At 51.5% G+C, this 17,054-nt stretch carries 17 protein-coding genes; 11 read left to right on the forward strand and 6 right to left on the reverse strand.

Annotated elements, in window-relative coordinates; all coding sequences use genetic code 11:
* Positions 1 to 40 precede the first annotated feature (40 nt).
* Together NFR90_RS00270 and NFR90_RS00275 are read left to right on the forward strand one after the other, a co-directional pair.
* Complete coding sequence (locus NFR90_RS00270) at positions 41 to 3,961, forward strand: DUF3683 domain-containing protein (protein WP_251449783.1); 3,921 nt, start codon at positions 41 to 43, stop codon at positions 3,959 to 3,961.
* On the forward strand, positions 3,961 to 4,383 hold the full coding sequence (locus NFR90_RS00275) for an HIT family protein (protein ID WP_160334215.1): 423 nt from the start codon (positions 3,961 to 3,963) through the stop codon (positions 4,381 to 4,383). Before NFR90_RS00270 ends, NFR90_RS00275 begins: the two co-directional genes overlap by 1 nt.
* Here the strand turns inward: NFR90_RS00275 and coaD are convergent.
* Both coaD and rsmD read right to left on the reverse strand, forming a co-directional pair.
* Positions 4,364 to 4,861: a pantetheine-phosphate adenylyltransferase gene (coaD, locus tag NFR90_RS00280; RefSeq protein WP_160334214.1), complete on the reverse strand. Its 498-nt coding sequence runs from the start codon at positions 4,859 to 4,861 to the stop codon at positions 4,364 to 4,366. The genes NFR90_RS00275 and coaD overlap by 20 nt on opposite strands.
* Positions 4,862 to 4,863: 2 nt before the next feature.
* Positions 4,864 to 5,433, reverse strand: coding sequence for a 16S rRNA (guanine(966)-N(2))-methyltransferase RsmD (gene rsmD, locus NFR90_RS00285; RefSeq protein WP_160334213.1), 570 nt, complete (start codon positions 5,431 to 5,433; stop codon positions 4,864 to 4,866).
* Positions 5,434 to 5,487: 54 nt separating this feature from the next.
* Between rsmD and ftsY the strand changes: the two genes are divergently transcribed.
* Genes ftsY through NFR90_RS00315 form a run of 6 tightly spaced genes read left to right on the forward strand, consistent with a single transcriptional unit; the run spans position 5,488 to position 10,844 of the window.
* Positions 5,488 to 6,417 (forward strand): signal recognition particle-docking protein FtsY, encoded by a 930-nt coding sequence (gene ftsY / locus NFR90_RS00290; RefSeq protein WP_251449786.1) that lies wholly within the window; start codon positions 5,488 to 5,490, stop codon positions 6,415 to 6,417.
* Between the two features lie 6 nt (positions 6,418 to 6,423).
* A complete protein-coding gene (locus NFR90_RS00295; protein ID WP_160334211.1) occupies positions 6,424 to 7,887 on the forward strand; it encodes a Ppx/GppA phosphatase family protein in 1,464 nt (487 codons plus the stop codon).
* The gene (locus NFR90_RS00300) at positions 7,884 to 8,537 is read left to right on the forward strand and encodes an ATP-binding cassette domain-containing protein (protein WP_251449787.1); all 654 of its coding nucleotides are present in this window, start codon (positions 7,884 to 7,886) and stop codon (positions 8,535 to 8,537) included. Before NFR90_RS00295 ends, NFR90_RS00300 begins: the two co-directional genes overlap by 4 nt.
* Complete coding sequence (locus NFR90_RS00305) at positions 8,534 to 9,388, forward strand: cell division protein FtsX (protein WP_160334209.1); 855 nt, start codon at positions 8,534 to 8,536, stop codon at positions 9,386 to 9,388. Before NFR90_RS00300 ends, NFR90_RS00305 begins: the two co-directional genes overlap by 4 nt.
* A 30-nt stretch (positions 9,389 to 9,418) precedes the next feature.
* The gene (gene rpoH / locus NFR90_RS00310) at positions 9,419 to 10,342 is read left to right on the forward strand and encodes an RNA polymerase sigma factor RpoH (RefSeq protein WP_251449789.1); all 924 of its coding nucleotides are present in this window, start codon (positions 9,419 to 9,421) and stop codon (positions 10,340 to 10,342) included.
* Positions 10,343 to 10,373: 31 nt separating this feature from the next.
* Complete coding sequence (locus tag NFR90_RS00315) at positions 10,374 to 10,844, forward strand: tRNA (cytidine(34)-2'-O)-methyltransferase (protein WP_251449791.1); 471 nt, start codon at positions 10,374 to 10,376, stop codon at positions 10,842 to 10,844.
* On the opposite strand, the gene NFR90_RS00320 is transcribed toward NFR90_RS00315, so the two are convergent.
* The 3 genes from NFR90_RS00320 to NFR90_RS00330 all read right to left on the reverse strand — a co-directional run bounded on the left by NFR90_RS00320 (position 10,841) and on the right by NFR90_RS00330 (position 12,454).
* Positions 10,841 to 11,413 carry an LOG family protein gene (locus tag NFR90_RS00320; protein ID WP_251449793.1) on the reverse strand — a complete coding sequence of 191 codons (573 nt, stop codon included), beginning with the start codon at positions 11,411 to 11,413 and terminating at the stop codon, positions 10,841 to 10,843. The genes NFR90_RS00315 and NFR90_RS00320 overlap by 4 nt on opposite strands.
* Before the next feature lie 61 nt (positions 11,414 to 11,474).
* Positions 11,475 to 11,984: a protein-export chaperone SecB gene (secB, locus tag NFR90_RS00325; RefSeq protein ID WP_160334205.1), complete on the reverse strand. Its 510-nt coding sequence runs from the start codon at positions 11,982 to 11,984 to the stop codon at positions 11,475 to 11,477.
* Positions 11,985 to 12,019: 35 nt separating this feature from the next.
* Positions 12,020 to 12,454, reverse strand: a complete 435-nt coding sequence (locus NFR90_RS00330; RefSeq protein WP_160334204.1) for a rhodanese-like domain-containing protein — start codon at positions 12,452 to 12,454, stop codon at positions 12,020 to 12,022.
* A 239-nt stretch (positions 12,455 to 12,693) separates the two neighbouring features.
* Between NFR90_RS00330 and gpmA the strand changes: the two genes are divergently transcribed.
* The 3 genes from gpmA to NFR90_RS00345 are packed head-to-tail and all read left to right on the forward strand — an operon-like array spanning position 12,694 to position 16,386.
* Entirely contained in the window at positions 12,694 to 13,443 is a 750-nt protein-coding gene (gene gpmA / locus NFR90_RS00335) for a 2,3-diphosphoglycerate-dependent phosphoglycerate mutase (protein WP_251449795.1), read from the forward strand.
* Positions 13,444 to 13,449: 6 nt separating this feature from the next.
* Complete coding sequence (locus tag NFR90_RS00340; RefSeq protein WP_251449886.1) at positions 13,450 to 14,808, forward strand: murein hydrolase activator EnvC family protein; 1,359 nt, start codon at positions 13,450 to 13,452, stop codon at positions 14,806 to 14,808.
* A 60-nt stretch (positions 14,809 to 14,868) separates the two neighbouring features.
* Positions 14,869 to 16,386 (forward strand): S41 family peptidase, encoded by a 1,518-nt coding sequence (locus NFR90_RS00345; protein WP_251449797.1) that lies wholly within the window; start codon positions 14,869 to 14,871, stop codon positions 16,384 to 16,386.
* A gap of 66 nt (positions 16,387 to 16,452) precedes the next feature.
* Here NFR90_RS00345 and slmA read toward each other — a convergent pair whose 3' ends face one another.
* The gene (gene slmA, locus NFR90_RS00350) at positions 16,453 to 17,046 is read right to left on the reverse strand and encodes a nucleoid occlusion factor SlmA (RefSeq protein ID WP_160334200.1); all 594 of its coding nucleotides are present in this window, start codon (positions 17,044 to 17,046) and stop codon (positions 16,453 to 16,455) included.
* Between the last annotated feature and the right edge of the window lie 8 nt (positions 17,047 to 17,054).

Genomic DNA, 17,054 nt, shown 5'->3' on the forward strand with positions numbered 1-17,054 from the left:
AGAATATTGCACAATGATGGCATGAACAGAGAATTTCCAGATGATTAAAGAGATGTCGAAAGAAAAATTGAACAACCTTAGACTGCGTGAAATTCCATATAACTACACGTCTTTTTCGGACCGGGACATTGTTGTGAGACTGCTCGGAGAAGATGCATGGAATGTTTTGGAAGAGCTTCGCGGAGACGGCCGTCCCGGAAGGTCTGCCCGGATGCTTTACGAAGTGCTGGGCGACATATGGGTTATTCAGCGCAACCCCTATCTTCAGGAGGATATGCTCTTTAACCAGAAGCGCAGAGGACTTTTGGTGGGCGCGCTTTATCATCGCATCCGTTCGATGCAGCAGCAGATCACTAAACTTGATCCGCAGTCAGCCGAAAAGGTTGAGTTTTTGGTTCAGAAGGCGCTGATTGTTATAGAGAAATTCAAGAGTTCTTTTGAGCGGTCCTGGGACTTAAGAAGGCTTGTGCTGAAGCGCCTGAAGAAGTACACGAAGAGTCAGAATATTCGCTTTGACAGTTTTTCCAGAGCGAGCCATGTGACGGATGCGACCGACTGGCGCGTGGAGTATCCGTTCGCCGTTGTTTATCCCGACCGAGAGGAAGAGGTCTCAGGTATTGTGCAGGCCTGTATCGAGATGAACTTCACCATCATCGCGCGAGGCGGCGGCACCGGATATACCGGCGGGGCTGTCCCGCTCCATCCGCGCACAATCATCATCAATACGGAGAAGCTAAACCGCATTTCCGATGTTGAATTCCGTGCGCTCGACGGCCTTGAAGGAAAGCATGCGACGATTTTTGCCGGAGCAGGCGCCGTCAATAAACAGGTTGCCGAAAAAGCAGCCTCCGAGGGCTGGGTGTTTTCTGTTGATCCCAACTCCAACTACGCCTGCACGATCGGAGGCAATATCGCCGAAAACGCCGGCGGCAAGAAGGCGGTTCTGTGGGGAACAACCGCCGACAACGTGTATTGGTACCGAATGGTTGATCCCAACGGTGACTGGATTGAGGTGACGCGCGTCAACCACAATCTCGGCAAAATCCACTTACAGGAAGATGTGGTTTTCGAGGCTGTTTGGAAAAAAGGCGGAAGCGCGCCGGAGAAAGCCGCCGAGATTCGCCGCAGGACTTATCGGATCAAAGGCAGCACAATCCGTAAGCCGGGCTTGGGCAAGGACGTGACGAATAAATTCTTTGGCGGAGTTCCCGGACTGCAGAAAGAAGGCTGCGACGGCATTATCACATCCGCCCGATTTATCGTGCACAAGATGCCCGCGTTCACTCAGACCGTATGCTTGGAGTTCTACGGAGCGGCAAGCAACGCGGGTCCGGCTATTTATCAGATTTCTCAGCTCTTTGAGCCCCAGCCCGAGGGCGTGATGCTTGCCGGTCTTGAGCATCTCGATGATCGTTATCTTCATGCGATTAACTATGCACCAAAGAGCGGAAGAGGGATCTACCCTAAGATGGTCATCGTCGGAGACATTATCGGCAGCAGCGAGGAGAGCATCTCCAAGTATGTGGAGGAAGTCCGCAAGATAGCGCTGTCCGGAAACGGTGACACGTACGTGGCGAAGACCCCGGAAGCACGCCATCAGTTCTGGGCTGAACGCTCAAAGACCTCCGCTATTTCAAAGCATACCAACGCCTTTAAGCTGAACGAAGACGTTGTGATTCCTCTGGATAAGATCGGCGACTATACAAACGCGGTGGAACGCTTCAATATTTGCTGCTCGATTGAGAATAAGCTCGATATGATTCGGGAGACCAAGTGCTATCTCGATGGGCCGCTCAGCCTTGGAAAACTCGCAGTGAGTTCCGGCGGCTACACCGAGAAGGAGCTTCTCAGTCAGAAAGTTCCGCTCGGACTTGTTCTTTTGGACAAGGTTGAGGCCGAGTGGACTTATATTCTTCATCATCTGGATGAGGACGCGAAGCAGGCGGTTGAGCGGCTGGAAGAGCTTGGCAGAAAGCGTTCTGAGCGTCTTCCAAAGGATCTTGGCGGCCTGACGCTTCTCGATCTTGTTCAGAATCATTTGATTCGCGTCTCGTGGAAACAGGAGGTTCTGAAAGAGCTCAATGACATTTTTGCCGGCGACTCCTTTGAAAATGTCAGAAATGAGATTTTCCGAATTCATGCGAGAGTGCTCCGCGAAAGAGTATTCATTGCGCTTCATATGCATGCGGGGGACGGCAATGTTCACACAAATATTCCGGTCAACTCCGACAATGTGAAAATGCTCCGTAAAGCCAACGAAGGCGTCGCGTATGTCATGGATGTCGCAAAGAAGCTTGGCGGAGCGATCTCCGGAGAGCACGGCATCGGCATGACAAAGATCGATTTTGTGAGCAAAGGAGAATTTGACGAGTTTTACGACTACCTTGACAAGACCGATCCGCACGGAAGGTTCAACAAAGGCAAGCTGAGACCGCAGGCCAATCTTTCGATTGCCTATACGCCGAGTTTTAATTTGCTCGGACATGAGTCTCTGATTATGCAGAAAAGCGAGGCTCGTCTGATTTCCGAGGAGATTAAGACCTGTCTGCGCTGCGGCAAGTGCAAACCGGTCTGTTCGACTCATGTTCCCAATGCCAATCTGCTCTACTCTCCTCGAAATAAGGTGATTGCGACCTCGCTGCTTTTGGAGGCGTTTCTTTACGAAGAGCAGACCCGCCGAGGTGTTTCTCTTAAGCACTACGCCGACTTTGAGGATGTGTCAGATCACTGCACGATCTGTCAGAAATGCCAGAAGCCGTGTCCGGTTAAGATTGACTTCGGCCGCGTCACTATGCTGATGCGCGATATGCTGCACGCCAAGCATAAGGAGCGCTTCCATCCGGCCAAGGCTGCCGGACTTAAATTCCTTGAGCTTGAGAACCCGCTTGCGGTCAGAGCGGCCCGCAAGGGACTGATTGAATATGGGTTCCAGGCAGAAAGGGCGGCTTCGGACATGCTGAAAATTGCCTCTGCCCGCAGTGCGCGTCATCCGGGATTCAGCACGGGGCGTCCGAGTGTTCGGGAAGAGGTGATTCATCTCGTTAACCGCAAGCTCCCGAAGGATTATGTCGGGACGACGGCGCGCAAGCTGCTTGATATTGAGGATGCGAAATTTATTCCGGTGATAAAAAACAAGGAGCTTGCCGCTTCGGATCAGCCGAGAGAGTCCGTGTTCTACTTCCCGGGCTGCGGCAATGAGAAACTTTTCAGTCAGGTTTCTATCGCCGTTTTAGGCATGCTCTATGACCTGGGCGTGCAGGTTATCCTTCCGCCCGGATACCGCTGCTGCGGACACCCGCAGAAAGGGAACGGTCTGAAGGATAAGGGCGATGAAATCATCACGCGCAATCGGGTTCTTTTCCATCGTGTTGCCAACACGATGAACTATGCCTCGATCAGCACGGTGCTTGTCAGCTGCGGAACCTGTCTGCATCAGCTACGCGAGTACAACTTTGAGTCCATTTTCCCGGGCTGCCGCGTCATGGATATCCATGACTATCTGCTCAGTAAGGGCGTGTCCGTTAAGGGCGCCTACAACACGCGCTACATCTATCACGATCCGTGTCATACACCGCTTAAGGAAGGCGTGCCAATTGAGACGGTAAACGCGCTGATTCATCCCAAGGACGGCTCTTCGGTGGTGCTCTCTGAGCGCTGCTGCGGCGAAAGCGGAACGTTTGCGATTGCCCGACCGGACATCGCCAGTCAGGTTCGTTTTGCGAAAGAACAAAGCCTGAGAGGCGCGGCCGCGAAGCTCAAGGCGGGCGACTTCAGCGGAACCACCAAGGTTCTGACGACATGTCCCGGCTGTCTGCAGGGCATGAGCCGGTATTCGGACGCGATCAAATCACAGGCGGAGTTTCTGATTGTGGAGATGATGCGCTCAAGATACGGAGACGGCTGGCTGCATGAAACGTTAAATAAGCTCCGTGACGGAGCGATTGAAAAGGTACTGCTGTAATGGTCAAAGATTGTCCTTTATGCGCCCCTCAGGGCGAGCTTGAGGTCGTAAGGACCGATAAATTCCGTGTGATCCGGGTCGATGACCCGGATTTCCCGGGATACTTTCGCTTAATTTGGAACGAGCACGTGAAAGAGAACAGTGATCTGTCTGAAGAGGATCGTCTGATTCTTTGGCGCGCGCTCTGCGAGATTGAGCGGATCATGAATGAAGAGCTTTCTCCGGACAAAATTAACTTGGCCGAGTTCGGAACGATGGTGCCGCATCTGCATTGGCATCTGATTGCACGCTATCGTGACGACGCCTCCTACCCGGACTCCTACTGGAGTCCGAAGGTACGCAGTACGGACGAAGAAAAGCTCGTCGAGCGGCGGGAAAAAACTCTGCGGTGCGCAGAGCGCATTAATCGCTGCTTTGCTTAAATGCGACGAACTTGTTTCTGAGGTGCGAAGCGACGTCATCGGTGACAAAGCCGCTTACGTCGCCGCCCATGGAAGCGATTTCGCGCACGAATGAGCCGCTGACGAACTGGTACTGTTCGGCAGGCGTCAGAAATAGGGTGTCCACTTCCGGCATCAAAATCTGGTTCATACCGGCCATTTGGAACTCGTATTCAAAGTCGCTGACAGCGCGCGCGCCCCGGATGATGCACTGAGAGTGATGTTCCCGAACGAAAGTCGCTAAAAGCCCCGTAAAACCGTACACCTCGACATTGGACATCTCTGCGGTGGCGTTTTGGATCATTTCCAGGCGTTCCTCAAGCGTAAAAAGCGTGTGTTTGCGTTTACTTTCTGCGCAGGCGACGATAAGTTTAGGGAAGAGTTTCGCCGCACGGCGGATTAAATCGAGATGTCCGCGCGTAAGCGGATCAAACGTACCCGGGTATGTTGCGATAACCATGTTTACTGCTCCGTCTGACGCGCCAGAAGCAATGAGCTGGCGCCGGACTTAAGTCGTCTGACGGCCTGAAGTCCGATTTCTGAAAGAGATGCGTCTGAGATTTCTTCGGGCGATTCGACATAAATCAGCCCGTCGGGTTTAATAAGCCCGGATGCGGTTTTAAGCGCATGCATCTGTAGTTTTAGAGCAAAGGGCGGATCGATAAAGATCACGTCATATTGTTTTCCTGCGGATTTTATCGTCAGGCTGTCGGCGCAGTGCACGTGTAAAGGCGCGCCGAGTTTTTCAGCGTTCTTCTTAATTTGCGCACAGGCGGAGCGGTTGACTTCATAAACATCCGCGCTTTTTCCGCCTCGGCTGAGGAATTCGAAGGAAAGGGCGCCGCTTCCGCCAAACATATCGAGGCTTGTCCGTTCTTCAAAAGTTTCGAACAGGTGTCCGAGCCAGTTAAAGAGTGTTTCCCTCTGGCGATCCCCGGTGGGCCTTAGTCCTTTTGCGTCCAAAACGGGCAACGGGGTTCGTTTCCATTTTCCCCCAATGATCCTTACTTTGCCGCTACAGTTTCCAGGCATTGGTAAACTCTCAGATTAATTGATTACCTGAACTTTAAATGAAAAATACTCAACATGAGTGACACGAAAGAAAAAACGGGTTGGTTTGCCAGACTGAAGAAAGGTCTTAAAAAAACTCAAGTTAACCTTGTCGGCATCTTTACCGGCGGCGTTGTTGACGAAGCATTTCTTGAAGAGCTGGAGTTTCAGCTGATTGCTTCAGACGTCGGGGTGGAAGCAAGCGCGAAGATTCTGGATAGTCTGCGCGACAGAATCAAACTCAAAGGTCTTAAAACACAGGACGAAGTGAAGGTCGCGCTGAAAGAGATCATTGCGGAACTTTTGAAACCCTGCGAAGCGTCTTTAGATTTTGACGCGCACAATCCATTGGTGATAATGATGTGCGGTGTTAACGGCGCCGGCAAGACAACCACGATCGGTAAACTTGCCAAGCATTTCAGTCTCATGAACAAGCGAGTGCTTTTGGCGGCGGCGGATACTTTCCGCGCAGCGGCGCGGGAGCAGCTGGCAGTTTGGGGCGAGAGAAACCAAATTGAAGTCATCTCTCAGGACAAGGGGGATCCGGCATCCGTTGCTTACGAGTCGATCGTCAGCGGCAAAAAGAAAGGAATGGATATTGTGATGGTGGACACCGCAGGGCGTCTTCCTACTCAGACCAACCTGATGAACGAGCTCTCGCGCATTCAGCGCGTTCAGGGCAAAGCGATGGAAGGGGCACCGCACGCTTCAATTCTGGTTTTGGACGGAACAAACGGACAGAATGCGCTGGCTCAGGTGAAAGCTTTTGACGAAGCGGCCAAACTGACCGGGCTGATCATTACAAAACTTGACGGTACGGCAAAGGGCGGAGTGCTGGTCGCGCTGGCCTATTCCAGAGAAAATCCGATTCCGATTTACTACATTGGCGTCGGAGAAACGATTGATGATCTGCAGACATTTAACGCAGATGAATTCGCAGCCGCTTTGGTCGGATTGGACAAGTAACGCAAGATGAGATTAGCCGCGATAGATTTAGGGTCCAACAGCTTCAGGCTGGAGATCGCCCGAGTAGAAGACGGAAATATTTTCAGCGAGTGCAGATGGAAAGAGACGGTCCGTTTGGCTGCAGGGCTTGATGAGAACGGGTATCTTTCTGAAGCTGCGCAGAAAAGAGCGCTGACGGCGCTTTCCAGAATTGCCGAGAAAGTGCAGGGTTTTCCGCCCGCCCAAGTACGAGCAGTCGGAACTCAGACGCTTCGAGCCGCGGAAAACTCGGCAGAGTTTTTAGTGAAGGCCGAGAAAGTTCTGGGCTATAAGATTGAAATTCTCAGGGGCAAAGAAGAGGCGCGCCTTGTTTACATGGGCTGCAGCTTTGCGCTGCCGGCTTCGGACGAGATCAGGCTTATTGTTGATATCGGCGGCGCGTCAACTGAGTGCGTGGTTGGACGCGGCCATGAAGTTTTAGACGGAGAGTCGTTCCATATCGGCTGCGTTAACACTTCCGTCTCGTTCTTTAAGGACGGCAATATCAGCGCCAAGAGTTTTAGGCATGCGATATTGGCGGCGGAATTTGTGCTGGACGGCAATGTGTCGGCCTTTACGAAGGGACATTGGTCGGAAGCTTACGGTTCATCAGGGACGGTTTCTGCGGTTTCTTCGATTCTGCGCTCGAACGGCCTGACGGACGGCACGATTACGCTTGACGCGCTTGAGGTGCTGAAAGAGAAGATTATTTCCTCCGGGCGCATTGATAATCTTCATTTCGACGGGCTGCGCGAGGACCGCAGAGAGGTACTGGCGGGCGGCGTGGCGGTTCTGCTTGCGGTGTTTAAGAAGCTGCGGATTGACAAAATGAAGGTTTCGGGCGGAGCGCTCCGTTACGGGCTACTTTATAACCTTGCCGGCCGTCAGCTGAATTCTGATCCGCGTACCGGTTCAGTCAGTGCGCTCTTAAAGCGCACGCACTCCGATGAAAAGCAGTCCGAGCGCATGGCATCCTTTTCGCTGCAGCTGCTGGGCCTTTTAAAGCCGCATGCTTCGGCGGAACAAAAACAAGCCTTGGAATGGGCGTCTCGGCTTTATGAAGTCGGCCTCTTTCTCTCTAGGAGCGACTATCATAAGCACAGTGAATACGTTATTCGCAACAGCGATTTGGCGGGCTTTTCCCGCTCCGAGCAGGAGAGAATTGCCGCTCTGGTGCTTTCGCACCGCGGGCAGCTGAGAAAGGTTGAAGCGCAGATCGAAGAAAAAAGTTTCCGTGAATTGGTCTTTGTTATTCGTTTGGCGGCGATTTTTGTGCATGCGCGGCACGACATAGCGCTGCCGAAGATGTCGCTCAGTGAAGCGGGGAAAGTTTTTGAAATTCATCTTCCCGAGCATTGGTGCAGGGAGCATCCGCTGACGAAGTACATGATTGAGCAGGAAGCTTTGGCGTGGGAAAAGGTTGGTTATCAGGTTAAGCTGAGTATGAAATGAAAGCACTCGTCAGAATGGTGAAGGTTCCGCTTCAGGGATGGAACCGTGACGGAGCTCCTCTTGTGACCATGGAGATCCGAGAGGGAGAATTTGTCCTGCTTCTTGGAAATAACGGCTCCGGAAAATCCAGTCTGCTTAATCTTATTTCAGGTCTTTCTCTGCCCGAATCCGGAGAGGTTTTTATCAAAGGGAATGCGATATCAAGGATGAGCGAGCATCAGCTTCGGCAGTGGCGCTCCCGTATCGGCATGATTCCGTCCGATCCCGTCATACTCGAAGACTATACGATTGAAGAAAACCTTCAGCTGACTGCGCTGCTTCTGGGGAAGAGCGTTCAGGAGGCTGCGAGCAACGCGAGGGAGTGCGCAGCTTTATGCGGTTTAGAGCCGGAGCTTAAAAGAAAAGGCTCAGAGCTTTCAGTCGGCTTGAAGAAGCGTTTGGTTATCGCCCGCTCGCTGGTGAATCAGCCGGAACTCATACTGGCGGATTCTCCGATGGAAGCGCTTGACAATGACGCTCAGGAAGAATTTCTGTATATCTGCACAAAACTTGCACAGATCGGTTATCCGATCGTAATGACCTCAAGCTATCCTCTTCCATTTGAGATTCGAGCGCTTCGCGTGTTTAACCTTAACGAGGTGCAGAAATGATCTCCACTGCGGAAAGGGCCAAGCGCTCTTTAAAAACCGGGAAAAGAACCTTCTTCTTAGTTGTCGCGATTCTTTCTTTGGCGTTCTGTCTTCTCGGTCAGATGGTACTGAGTTTTTATTCTTTTTATCAGGCGCACCGCGGAGTGATGGGTGATGAGGCAACGATTTTCATCGATCCTACCCTGAATGATAAGGAGACGGAAAAACTTGTACAGAAGATTCAGAGTCTCACCCCGGCCTCTTCGATGAGAGAGATTCAGCCGGCTGACGTGTTGGAAAAAGATATTTTGAAACTGGTTGAGGCTCGCAAGAAAGTGCCGCTGATCCTTGCGCTTCAGTTTCCGGCTGATGTTTCAGTTTCAGAGATGCGCGAGCACGCCGCCGATATTAAGAAGATGAAGGGTGTAGAGGCAGTTACGGCGAATTTTGAGTGGATCGAGAAGCGTCATACGCTCAGAGAGGCGATTGCGCTGGGTATTATTGCGCTTGCGGTTCCGACTGTGCTTTTAGTGGCCATGCTGATCGTTCAGAGCAGCCTGAGACTGCGGAGCTTTATGAGCGATGAACAACGGCTTTTCGGCATGCTTGGCGCTTCGCGGTTTTCGATTTGTGCGCCTCAGATGCTGGTTGCCTTCTGGGCTTCGCTGCTTTCGTGTTTATTTGGCTCGATGCTTTTGGCCCTGTCGCTCTGGGGCAGTATCCCCCTTTTGGAAGAAGCCTTTGAAGTGAAGCTTCTTGCAGACGTACAAACCTGCGCCGCTGTGATTGCGCTGATTGCGCTGATGACTATTTTCGCGACAGTTTTTTCTTCAATGGTCGCGGCTTCCCTGACTAAGCCCCTGAAGTTCTAGTTATTAACCTTTAGCTTAGAATTGAAGGCAATGACTGCTGATAACAAAGAACCCAAGAAAAAGCCCTGCACTGCGCTGGCTCCTTATAAGCCGACGCCGTTGGCGATTCCTGACACAGGATCAGGAACGCTGGCGGATTTTATTCGGGCCGCGAACCGTGCCCCGATCCTGACGCCTGAACGTGAACACGAATTAGCGGTTAGGCTGCACGACAAAGGGGACATGGAAGCCGCAGGCGAACTGATCATGTCGCATTTGCGGCTGGTGATTTCTATTGCCCGTCAGTATCAAGGCTACGGGCTTCCGTTCTCAGATCTGATTCAGGAAGGCAATATCGGTCTGATGAAGGCGGTTAAGCGTTTCAATCCGCATAATGGCGCCCGCTTAGTGACGTTTGCCATGACATGGATCCGTTCTGAAATTCAGGACTACGTTCTGAAGAACTGGCGGCTGGTGAAAGTGGCGACGACTAAATCTCAGCGCAAGCTCTTCTTTAACCTTAGAAAGATGAAGGACGATACCAAGCTGTTGGGTTTGGACGACGCAAATCGCATTGCCGAACAGCTGGAAGTGAAGCCCTCTGAAGTTTTTGAGATGGAGCAGCGCATGACCGGCGCGGACATTGTGATTGATGAACCGAGCGGCGGGGAAAAAGACAGTGCGCCGGAGGACTGGCTCTTTGATGAAGGGGACGACCCGGACAGCAGGCTAAAGCAGGCTCGGTACGAAGAAGTGCTTAGCACAGAGCTTCCTGAAGCGGTAAAGAAGCTTGATCCTCGTTCGCGGCGTATTATTGAGGCGCGCTGGCTTTTTGACGAAAGCAAAGACAAAAAAGGCGCAACTTTGGCTGATCTGGCAGCAGAGCTGGGTGTCAGTCAGGAAAGGGTTCGTCAGCTTGAAAAAAAGGCGTTTGCCGTATTGAAGTCAGAACTGAAGGATGATGCGGCTGAGTGAAGGCGCATTTATGCGAAAGGTTTAGTTTGTCATGTTCAACATAGTGCTTGTCCATCCGGAGATTCCGCCGAATACCGGAAACATTATTCGTCTGTCGGCCAATACCGGCTGTCGGGTTTTTCTTATCGAGCCGCTGGGGTTTGCGCTTGAAGACAAGCATCTGAAGCGTGCCGGGCTTGATTACTGGGAATATGCCGACATCAAGGTCTATCCCTCTTTTGAGGCCTTTTTGGCAGCCGAAGAGCCCGACAGAGCCCGCATGTTCGCAATGACGACCAAAGCGAAGCAGTTAGTCCAGAGCGTCTCTTTCGAGCCCGGGGACTGGTTTGTCTTCGGCTCTGAGGGGAGCGGCCTGCCGCAGGAGATCAGAGATTTATTTGATGCGGCGCATATGATACGGCTGCTGATGCGGCCGAAGAACCGTTCCCTCAATCTCTCCAACTCTGTCGCCGTTACGGTTTACGAAGCTTGGCGGCAGAATAATTTCGAAGGCGGAGTTTAGTCCGGCAGAGCGCCTATCAGTTTCTCAAAAAGCGCTTTGATGTTGCTGTCAAAAAAGCAGAGATCGTTGACTGTATCGCTGATAAGGCCGCAATCGATAGCGGTTTCGAAAAATTCATGAATTTTCTGATAGTACCCATCGACATCAAAAAATCCGATCGGTTTACGGAAAAGTCCGAGCTGATTATTGGTAATGACTTCGAAAGCCTCATCGAGCGTGCCGACGCCTCCCGGAAGAACGAGGAACATATCGGACTCTAGGAACATACGCTCTTTACGTTCAGCCATTGTATCGACATAGATAAGTTCTGTGAGGTTGTCCGCGGGCTTCTCTACCGAGCTTAGGAATTTCGGAATAATTCCTACAACAGGGGCGTAAAAGTCAACAGCGCTCTGGGAGACAGCACTCATCAGACCGGTATTGCCGCCCCCGAATACCAGACGGTACCCATAGCCTGCGATCAACTCTCCAACCTCTTCCGCAGAAGCGGTTAAGTCATACTCCTCTACTTCTCGAGAGCCGCAAAAAACGCCAACTGAAATTTGTTCTCTTCTATCTTTTCTTCTCATAGCAGTAAAAAATAAAAAACCGCTTCCGATTGTATCGGAAGCGGTCTTTGCAGATTAGCGTTTACTGTGCAGTATGAGCTTGCTCAGCAGCCTGCTGTTCCTGCATTCTCTGAGCGAAATAGGCTTCAAAGTTAATTTCGCCGAGGTAAACAGGGGGCATACCTGCGCGTGTCAGCAGGTCGCAGACATTGCTGCGGAGGTACGGATAGATGGTTGTCGGGCAGGTGATGCCGAGAACCATTGTCTTGTGTTCTTCTTCAAATCCTTTCATGAGGAAGATACCTGCCTGCTTGCATTCGACAAGGAAAACCGTTCGGTCTTCGTTATTGATTTTGGTTGTCGCGGTCACTGTAGCGCGAACAACGACTTCATACAGATCCGGCTGGCTCAGAGCGGACTGGGCAACTTCGAGCTGGATATCGACGTGCGGCGCTTCAGGAGCAAGGAAGATCTCCGGAGCGTTGGGCATTTCAAGGGAAGCGTCCTTCAGATAAATACGCTGGATAGCGAACTGAGGGCCCTGATCCTGAGCAGCTGCTTCAGGAGCTGCGTTTGTTTCGTTTTCTGCCATTTTTGTTTCCTTTTCAAGGGTTAAATGATGGTTAATTATTTCTTGCCTTTACGGCCGCGTTTGGAAATTTCAAGGCCGGTGAGCGGAAGCTTGGCGGCCTGCCAGGCGACAATGCCGCCGTCAAGTGTATAGACCTCAGAGAAGCCTTTTCCCTTGAACTGTTTCAGTGCCTGCTGTGCTCTTCTGCCATTTTGGCAAACGAGAATGACCGGACGATTCTTATCAAGAGAATCGAGTTTGGCGATCAAGTCAGCAGCCGGAATGTTTACTGAGCCTGCCAAAGTTCCTTTGGAGAACTCACTCGGAGTTCTGACATCGACAAGCTGAGCGTTTTTATCGTTCACCTTGATTACGACGTCTGCGGGATTAAGGCCGGCGTTTCTGGACTTGGATAAGGAAGGGAACGCGAGAAGGATTGCTGAACCGATAAACGTGATGATCAGCAGAATATTTTCAGTAATAAAATCCATTTTGTTGGTAAATAAAATTAGCCCGATCGGTATCGCGGATTCCCGCCTTACGGAGCCGGCAATCAAACAAATAAGGCATTCTATCAAAACGATTCTTTTGATTCCATAGGAAATTGCGGACTGACCGTAAAAAGGCGCCTGCCAAGGACGATTTATTCTCGCTGCGGCGGTCGAGTCTTTATCTCTATTGCCTCCCCGACTGATACAATCAAGGTTTACGATCGATTTCCGGAAAGATTATGTACAAAATTGTTTTGATGAGACACGGCGAAAGCCAGTGGAATTTAGAGAATCGATTCACGGGTTGGGTTGATGTCGATTTGACGGAAAAAGGCCGTCAGGAAGCGGCAAGGGCCGGAGAGATTCTTAAAGCCGAAGGTTTTGAATTTGATCTTTGCTATACATCGGTTTTAAAACGCGCCGTACGCACCCTCTGGATTGCGCTGGACAAGCTTGACGCGATGTATCTGCCGGTTATTAATGACTGGCGCCTGAACGAACGTCATTACGGAGCGCTTCAGGGACTGAACAAAAAAGAGACAGCGGCAAACTTTGGAGACGAACAGGTTCTGATCTGGCGCCGCTCTTATGACGTTCCGCCGCCCGCACTGACCAAGGATAATCCGATGTGGCCGGGTTTTGACCGTCGTTACAGCGCTGTTAATCCCGATACGCTTCCGCTCACAGAATGTCTGGCCGATACGGTGGCCCGTGTGGTGCCCTATTGGGAAAACGAAATCGTCCCCAACATTAAAGCCGGAAGAAAGATTCTGATTACTGCGCACGGCAATTCACTGCGTTCCCTGATCAAACATTTGGACAATGTTTCCGACAAAGATATTGTTGGCGTCAATGTTCCGACCGCAACGCCTCTTGTCTACGAACTGGATGGAAATATGCGTCCGATCCGCAGCTACTATCTTGGCGATCAGGAAGCGATTAAGCAGAAGATGGCTGCTGTTGCTGCTCAGGGCAAGTCTCAAAAATAACTCTTGATGCACGCACGCTCTTTGCTGGTCATTGCGCTCGTGAGTGCCGCCGCTTTGTGTGCGGCGGCTCCGAGCGCTTTTGCCGTTCAGTCTTCATCAGCGAAGGCTGCTGTGCAGAAGACTCCGGTCAAAAAGAAGAATGCTATCAAGCCGGCTGTGAAGAAAAAGGCGGCATCATCGAAGTCTTCTAAAAGCGCTCCAAAACGCCGCACTGCCGCGAAGAAGGTCGGAGCTGTACCGGACAGCATTGACGCGGCTCGCGCCCAGCAGCAGGAAACTCAGGGCAATATTGAGAAGATTCGTTCTTCGATTGAATCGACCTCTCAGGATCGGGAAAAGATTCGGTCAGAGCTGAAAAAATCCGAAACAGAGATTCGTGCCGTTCGGCAGAAGCTCAGAACGATTCGTACGCAGCGAAGCAAAGCCGAGCGCGAACTCGGCGCACAGAAGCGGCGTGTTGTCAGTCTGGAAAGTGAATTGGCGCTTGAGCAAAGAGCGCTGGAGAGCATCAATCGGCAGAGAGTTGAGCTGCAGACGCAGACGAAGAGTCCAGGTTGGGCTTCTTCCGATCCGAATCAGGCGATGAGACGGGAAACAATGCTGCAGATTCTGGCTAAGCGTTCTCAGGAATCCATCAAGCGTCTTGAAAAATCACAAAAGGCGTTGAACAAGGCACTGGCGGATTCGAAGCGCACTGGCGACAAGCTCAATAAAATGCTTTCAGCCGAAAGGGAAGAGCAGACGCGTCTGAATAAGGAACGGAGGGAGCGGCAGAGAACCGCAGCCAAGCTCGATCGTGAACTTATTATTCTATCAGGCAGTCTGCAGAAGCTGAAGAAGGATGAGGCCAGATTGGGGAACCTCATAACTAATATTCAGAAGCGTGAAGCGGCGAAGCAGTCCAAAGCGCTCGCATCTGCTGCGCATCGCAAAGCCTCAGATTCTTCAGGAACCGCTGCAGCGAAGGTGCAGCCGACAGCAGCGGCCGGTTTGATCTCGCCCGTTCAGGGCGACGTTGCGGCTCGTTACGGCCAGAAACGCGGCAGCGACGACAAGATGGGAACCTGGAAGGGAACGCTCTTCAGTGTAACCGGGGACAAGCCGGTGTATGCGGTTCGCGGCGGAAAGGTCGTGTTCGCTGATTATTTGAAGGGCTATGGAAACCTGCTGATCATTGATCACGGAAAGGGTTACTTCTCTGTTTACGGCAATAATGCGGAGCTTGAAAAGGACATTGGAGATTCCGTCAGGAGCGGCGAAGTGATTTCTCGGGTCGGCAAAGGTTCCGGGTCAGTCTCGGTTCTTTATTTTGAAATGCGTCACAATGGGAAACCAATCGATCCGACAGGATGGATAAATCTTTGATAATCTTTTTAAACTCTTACTAAAAGAACAACTGATTTCTTAAATTATTTTATGAAAAACATGTTTCGAGGATTGCTTCTTGTTTCCGGCGGAATGGTCGCGGGTGCTTTGATCAGCGCCTCTCTGGCCGGTCCAGCCAAGCAGGGAGCCTCAATACTCCCTCTGGATGAAATCCGTCAGTTCACGGATGTTTACGGGGCTGTAAAGCAGTTTTACGTTGAACCGGTAGAAGATAAAAAGCTGATGAAGGAAGCGATTTCCGGCATGCTGTCCGGACTTGATCCGCATTCGGCTTTCTTAGACGAAGAAGCCTACAAAGATCTTCAGGAAGGGACCGCCGGAGAATTTGGCGGCCTGGGTATCGAAGTCAGCGCAGATCCGTCCGGCGTGAAGGTGATTTCGCCAATCGACGATACGCCTGCGGCGAGAGCGCATATCCGAGCAGGCGATATTATTTTCAAGATTGACGGCAAACTGATTAAAGACCAATCGCTGAATGATTCCGTCAAGATGATGCGCGGCAAGCCGGATACCAATATCGAGCTTTCGATCTTGAGAAAAGGTTCTGCTGGCCCGATTAACATCAAGCTGACCCGAGCGATTATCAAAGTTCAGTCGGTTAAATCCAAACCTCTGCCCGACGGTATGGGATACGTCAGAATTTCTCAGTTCCAGGAAAGAACGAGCAGTGATTTAGCTAACGCTCTGGAGTCTCTGAATAAGAGCGGCAATCTGAAGAACGGTTTGGTGCTTGATCTGCGCAACGACCCGGGCGGACTGCTCAATGCTGCGATCGGAGTCTCTGCGGCTTTCCTGCCGAAAGGTTCATTGGTTGTATCGACCAAGGGGCAGATTGAAGACGCAAAGAAGGAATACATAACTTCTCCGAAAGACTATCAGGTTGTTCGCGAAGACGCCGCGGTGGAGAAGCTTCCTGAAGTCACCAAGACGATGCCGATTGTTGTGCTGGTGAACGGCGCGAGCGCGAGCGCCAGTGAAATTGTTGCCGGAGCGCTTCAGGATCACAAGCGCGCAACGATCATGGGCACTCAGTCCTTCGGTAAGGGATCCGTTCAAACCGTGATTCCGATGCGCAGTGAAGGGAAGAAGACAGCGATTAAGCTGACGACAGCTCGTTACTTTACGCCGAGCGGCCGCTCTATCCAGGCCAAAGGCATTTCTCCGGATGTTGAAGTAAAAGATACGGCCGAAGGCAATTTCCTTGACTTCGATATTCGCGAAGCGGACCTCTCCAACCATCTGGAAGTTCCGGAGGATAAGGCCGCCAAAGATGCCAAGAAGGCTTCTGAAAAACCGAAGAAGGCCGAGGCACCGCTTCCTGTGAAGACAGATGCATCCGGCATTACCGAAAAGGTAGAACCGGTGAAGGCGAAGTCTGAAACGGTGAAGAAGCGTCCGAAGTTCTATCGTTACGGCGACGCTGATGATTATCAGCTGAATCAGGCGATCGATTATCTCAAGAAGGTTGACAAGGAGCAGGTATCGAAAAATGCCAAAGCTTCTGTGATTGAGCTTGAGAGCGGTATTAAGATGAAAGTGGAGCCTGTTAAGAAATAACAGTTCTCTAAGCGGAAAGCCTGGGTTTAGCCCGGGCTTTCGTTATCTGATTGCCGCAGAAGCGTTCTATCCGGCAAGGACGAGCGCGAGTTCCGAGTCGGTATAGGCATCTTTTTCAGAAGGATCCTGCTTGATGAATCTCAGCCAATGGCCAAGCAGCAGGGAGAGCAGAAATGAAGCGCGCTCGGCCGCATCAGCCGAAGCGGAAATTTCTCCCTGGGCGGCCGCTAGTTTGAGCGACTGTTTAAACGCGATCTGAATGTAGCCGTAGATCTTATTGATGTTTTGCTGCAGTGATTTATCTTCGAGCGCGAGCGCCTCTCCGCACAGGAGAGAGATCAGACCCGGTTCGGCGCTGCGCAGGGATAAAAGCAGCTTATAGAGCGTTTTCACCTGATCCGAGCCGGAAGCGTTTTCAGACACAATCTTATTGATCCACGAAACAATAAAATTTTCCGCGTATTTAATGACTTCTCGATACATCTCGGCTTTTCCGGGGAAATGCCGATAAAGGGCGGCCTCAGAAATGCCGAGACGATGTGCGAGCGTTTTGGTTGTGATGTGTTTGGATTCGGACTCGCTGATCAGGCTGACGAGCGCTCTGAGAATTTCCAGTTTGCGCTCGGCGCCGGTTTTTCTTTTACTTTTCTTTTCTTCCATCTCTGTTT

This window comes from Parasutterella muris, assembly GCF_943193095.1.
GTDB lineage: Bacteria > Pseudomonadota > Gammaproteobacteria > Burkholderiales > Burkholderiaceae_F > Parasutterella > Parasutterella muris.

Coding starts and splice junctions, on each gene's coding strand:
- NFR90_RS00295 (WP_160334211.1), top strand. CDS start 6,424: ATGAGATTAGCCGCGATAGATTTAGGGTCCAACAGCTTCAGGCTGGAG.
- rsmD (WP_160334213.1), bottom strand. CDS start 5,433: ATGCCTGGAAACTGTAGCGGCAAAGTAAGGATCATTGGGGGAAAATGG.
- rpoH (WP_251449789.1), top strand. CDS start 9,419: ATGACTGCTGATAACAAAGAACCCAAGAAAAAGCCCTGCACTGCGCTG.
- NFR90_RS00300 (WP_251449787.1), top strand. CDS start 7,884: ATGAAAGCACTCGTCAGAATGGTGAAGGTTCCGCTTCAGGGATGGAAC.
- NFR90_RS00305 (WP_160334209.1), top strand. CDS start 8,534: ATGATCTCCACTGCGGAAAGGGCCAAGCGCTCTTTAAAAACCGGGAAA.
- NFR90_RS00340 (WP_251449886.1), top strand. CDS start 13,450: ATGCACGCACGCTCTTTGCTGGTCATTGCGCTCGTGAGTGCCGCCGCT.
- NFR90_RS00270 (WP_251449783.1), top strand. CDS start 41: ATGATTAAAGAGATGTCGAAAGAAAAATTGAACAACCTTAGACTGCGT.
- NFR90_RS00330 (WP_160334204.1), bottom strand. CDS start 12,454: ATGGATTTTATTACTGAAAATATTCTGCTGATCATCACGTTTATCGGT.
- ftsY (WP_251449786.1), top strand. CDS start 5,488: ATGAGTGACACGAAAGAAAAAACGGGTTGGTTTGCCAGACTGAAGAAA.
- NFR90_RS00320 (WP_251449793.1), bottom strand. CDS start 11,413: ATGAGAAGAAAAGATAGAAGAGAACAAATTTCAGTTGGCGTTTTTTGC.
- NFR90_RS00275 (WP_160334215.1), top strand. CDS start 3,961: ATGGTCAAAGATTGTCCTTTATGCGCCCCTCAGGGCGAGCTTGAGGTC.
- secB (WP_160334205.1), bottom strand. CDS start 11,984: ATGGCAGAAAACGAAACAAACGCAGCTCCTGAAGCAGCTGCTCAGGAT.
- slmA (WP_160334200.1), bottom strand. CDS start 17,046: ATGGAAGAAAAGAAAAGTAAAAGAAAAACCGGCGCCGAGCGCAAACTG.
- gpmA (WP_251449795.1), top strand. CDS start 12,694: ATGTACAAAATTGTTTTGATGAGACACGGCGAAAGCCAGTGGAATTTA.
- coaD (WP_160334214.1), bottom strand. CDS start 4,861: ATGGTTATCGCAACATACCCGGGTACGTTTGATCCGCTTACGCGCGGA.
- NFR90_RS00315 (WP_251449791.1), top strand. CDS start 10,374: ATGTTCAACATAGTGCTTGTCCATCCGGAGATTCCGCCGAATACCGGA.
- NFR90_RS00345 (WP_251449797.1), top strand. CDS start 14,869: ATGTTTCGAGGATTGCTTCTTGTTTCCGGCGGAATGGTCGCGGGTGCT.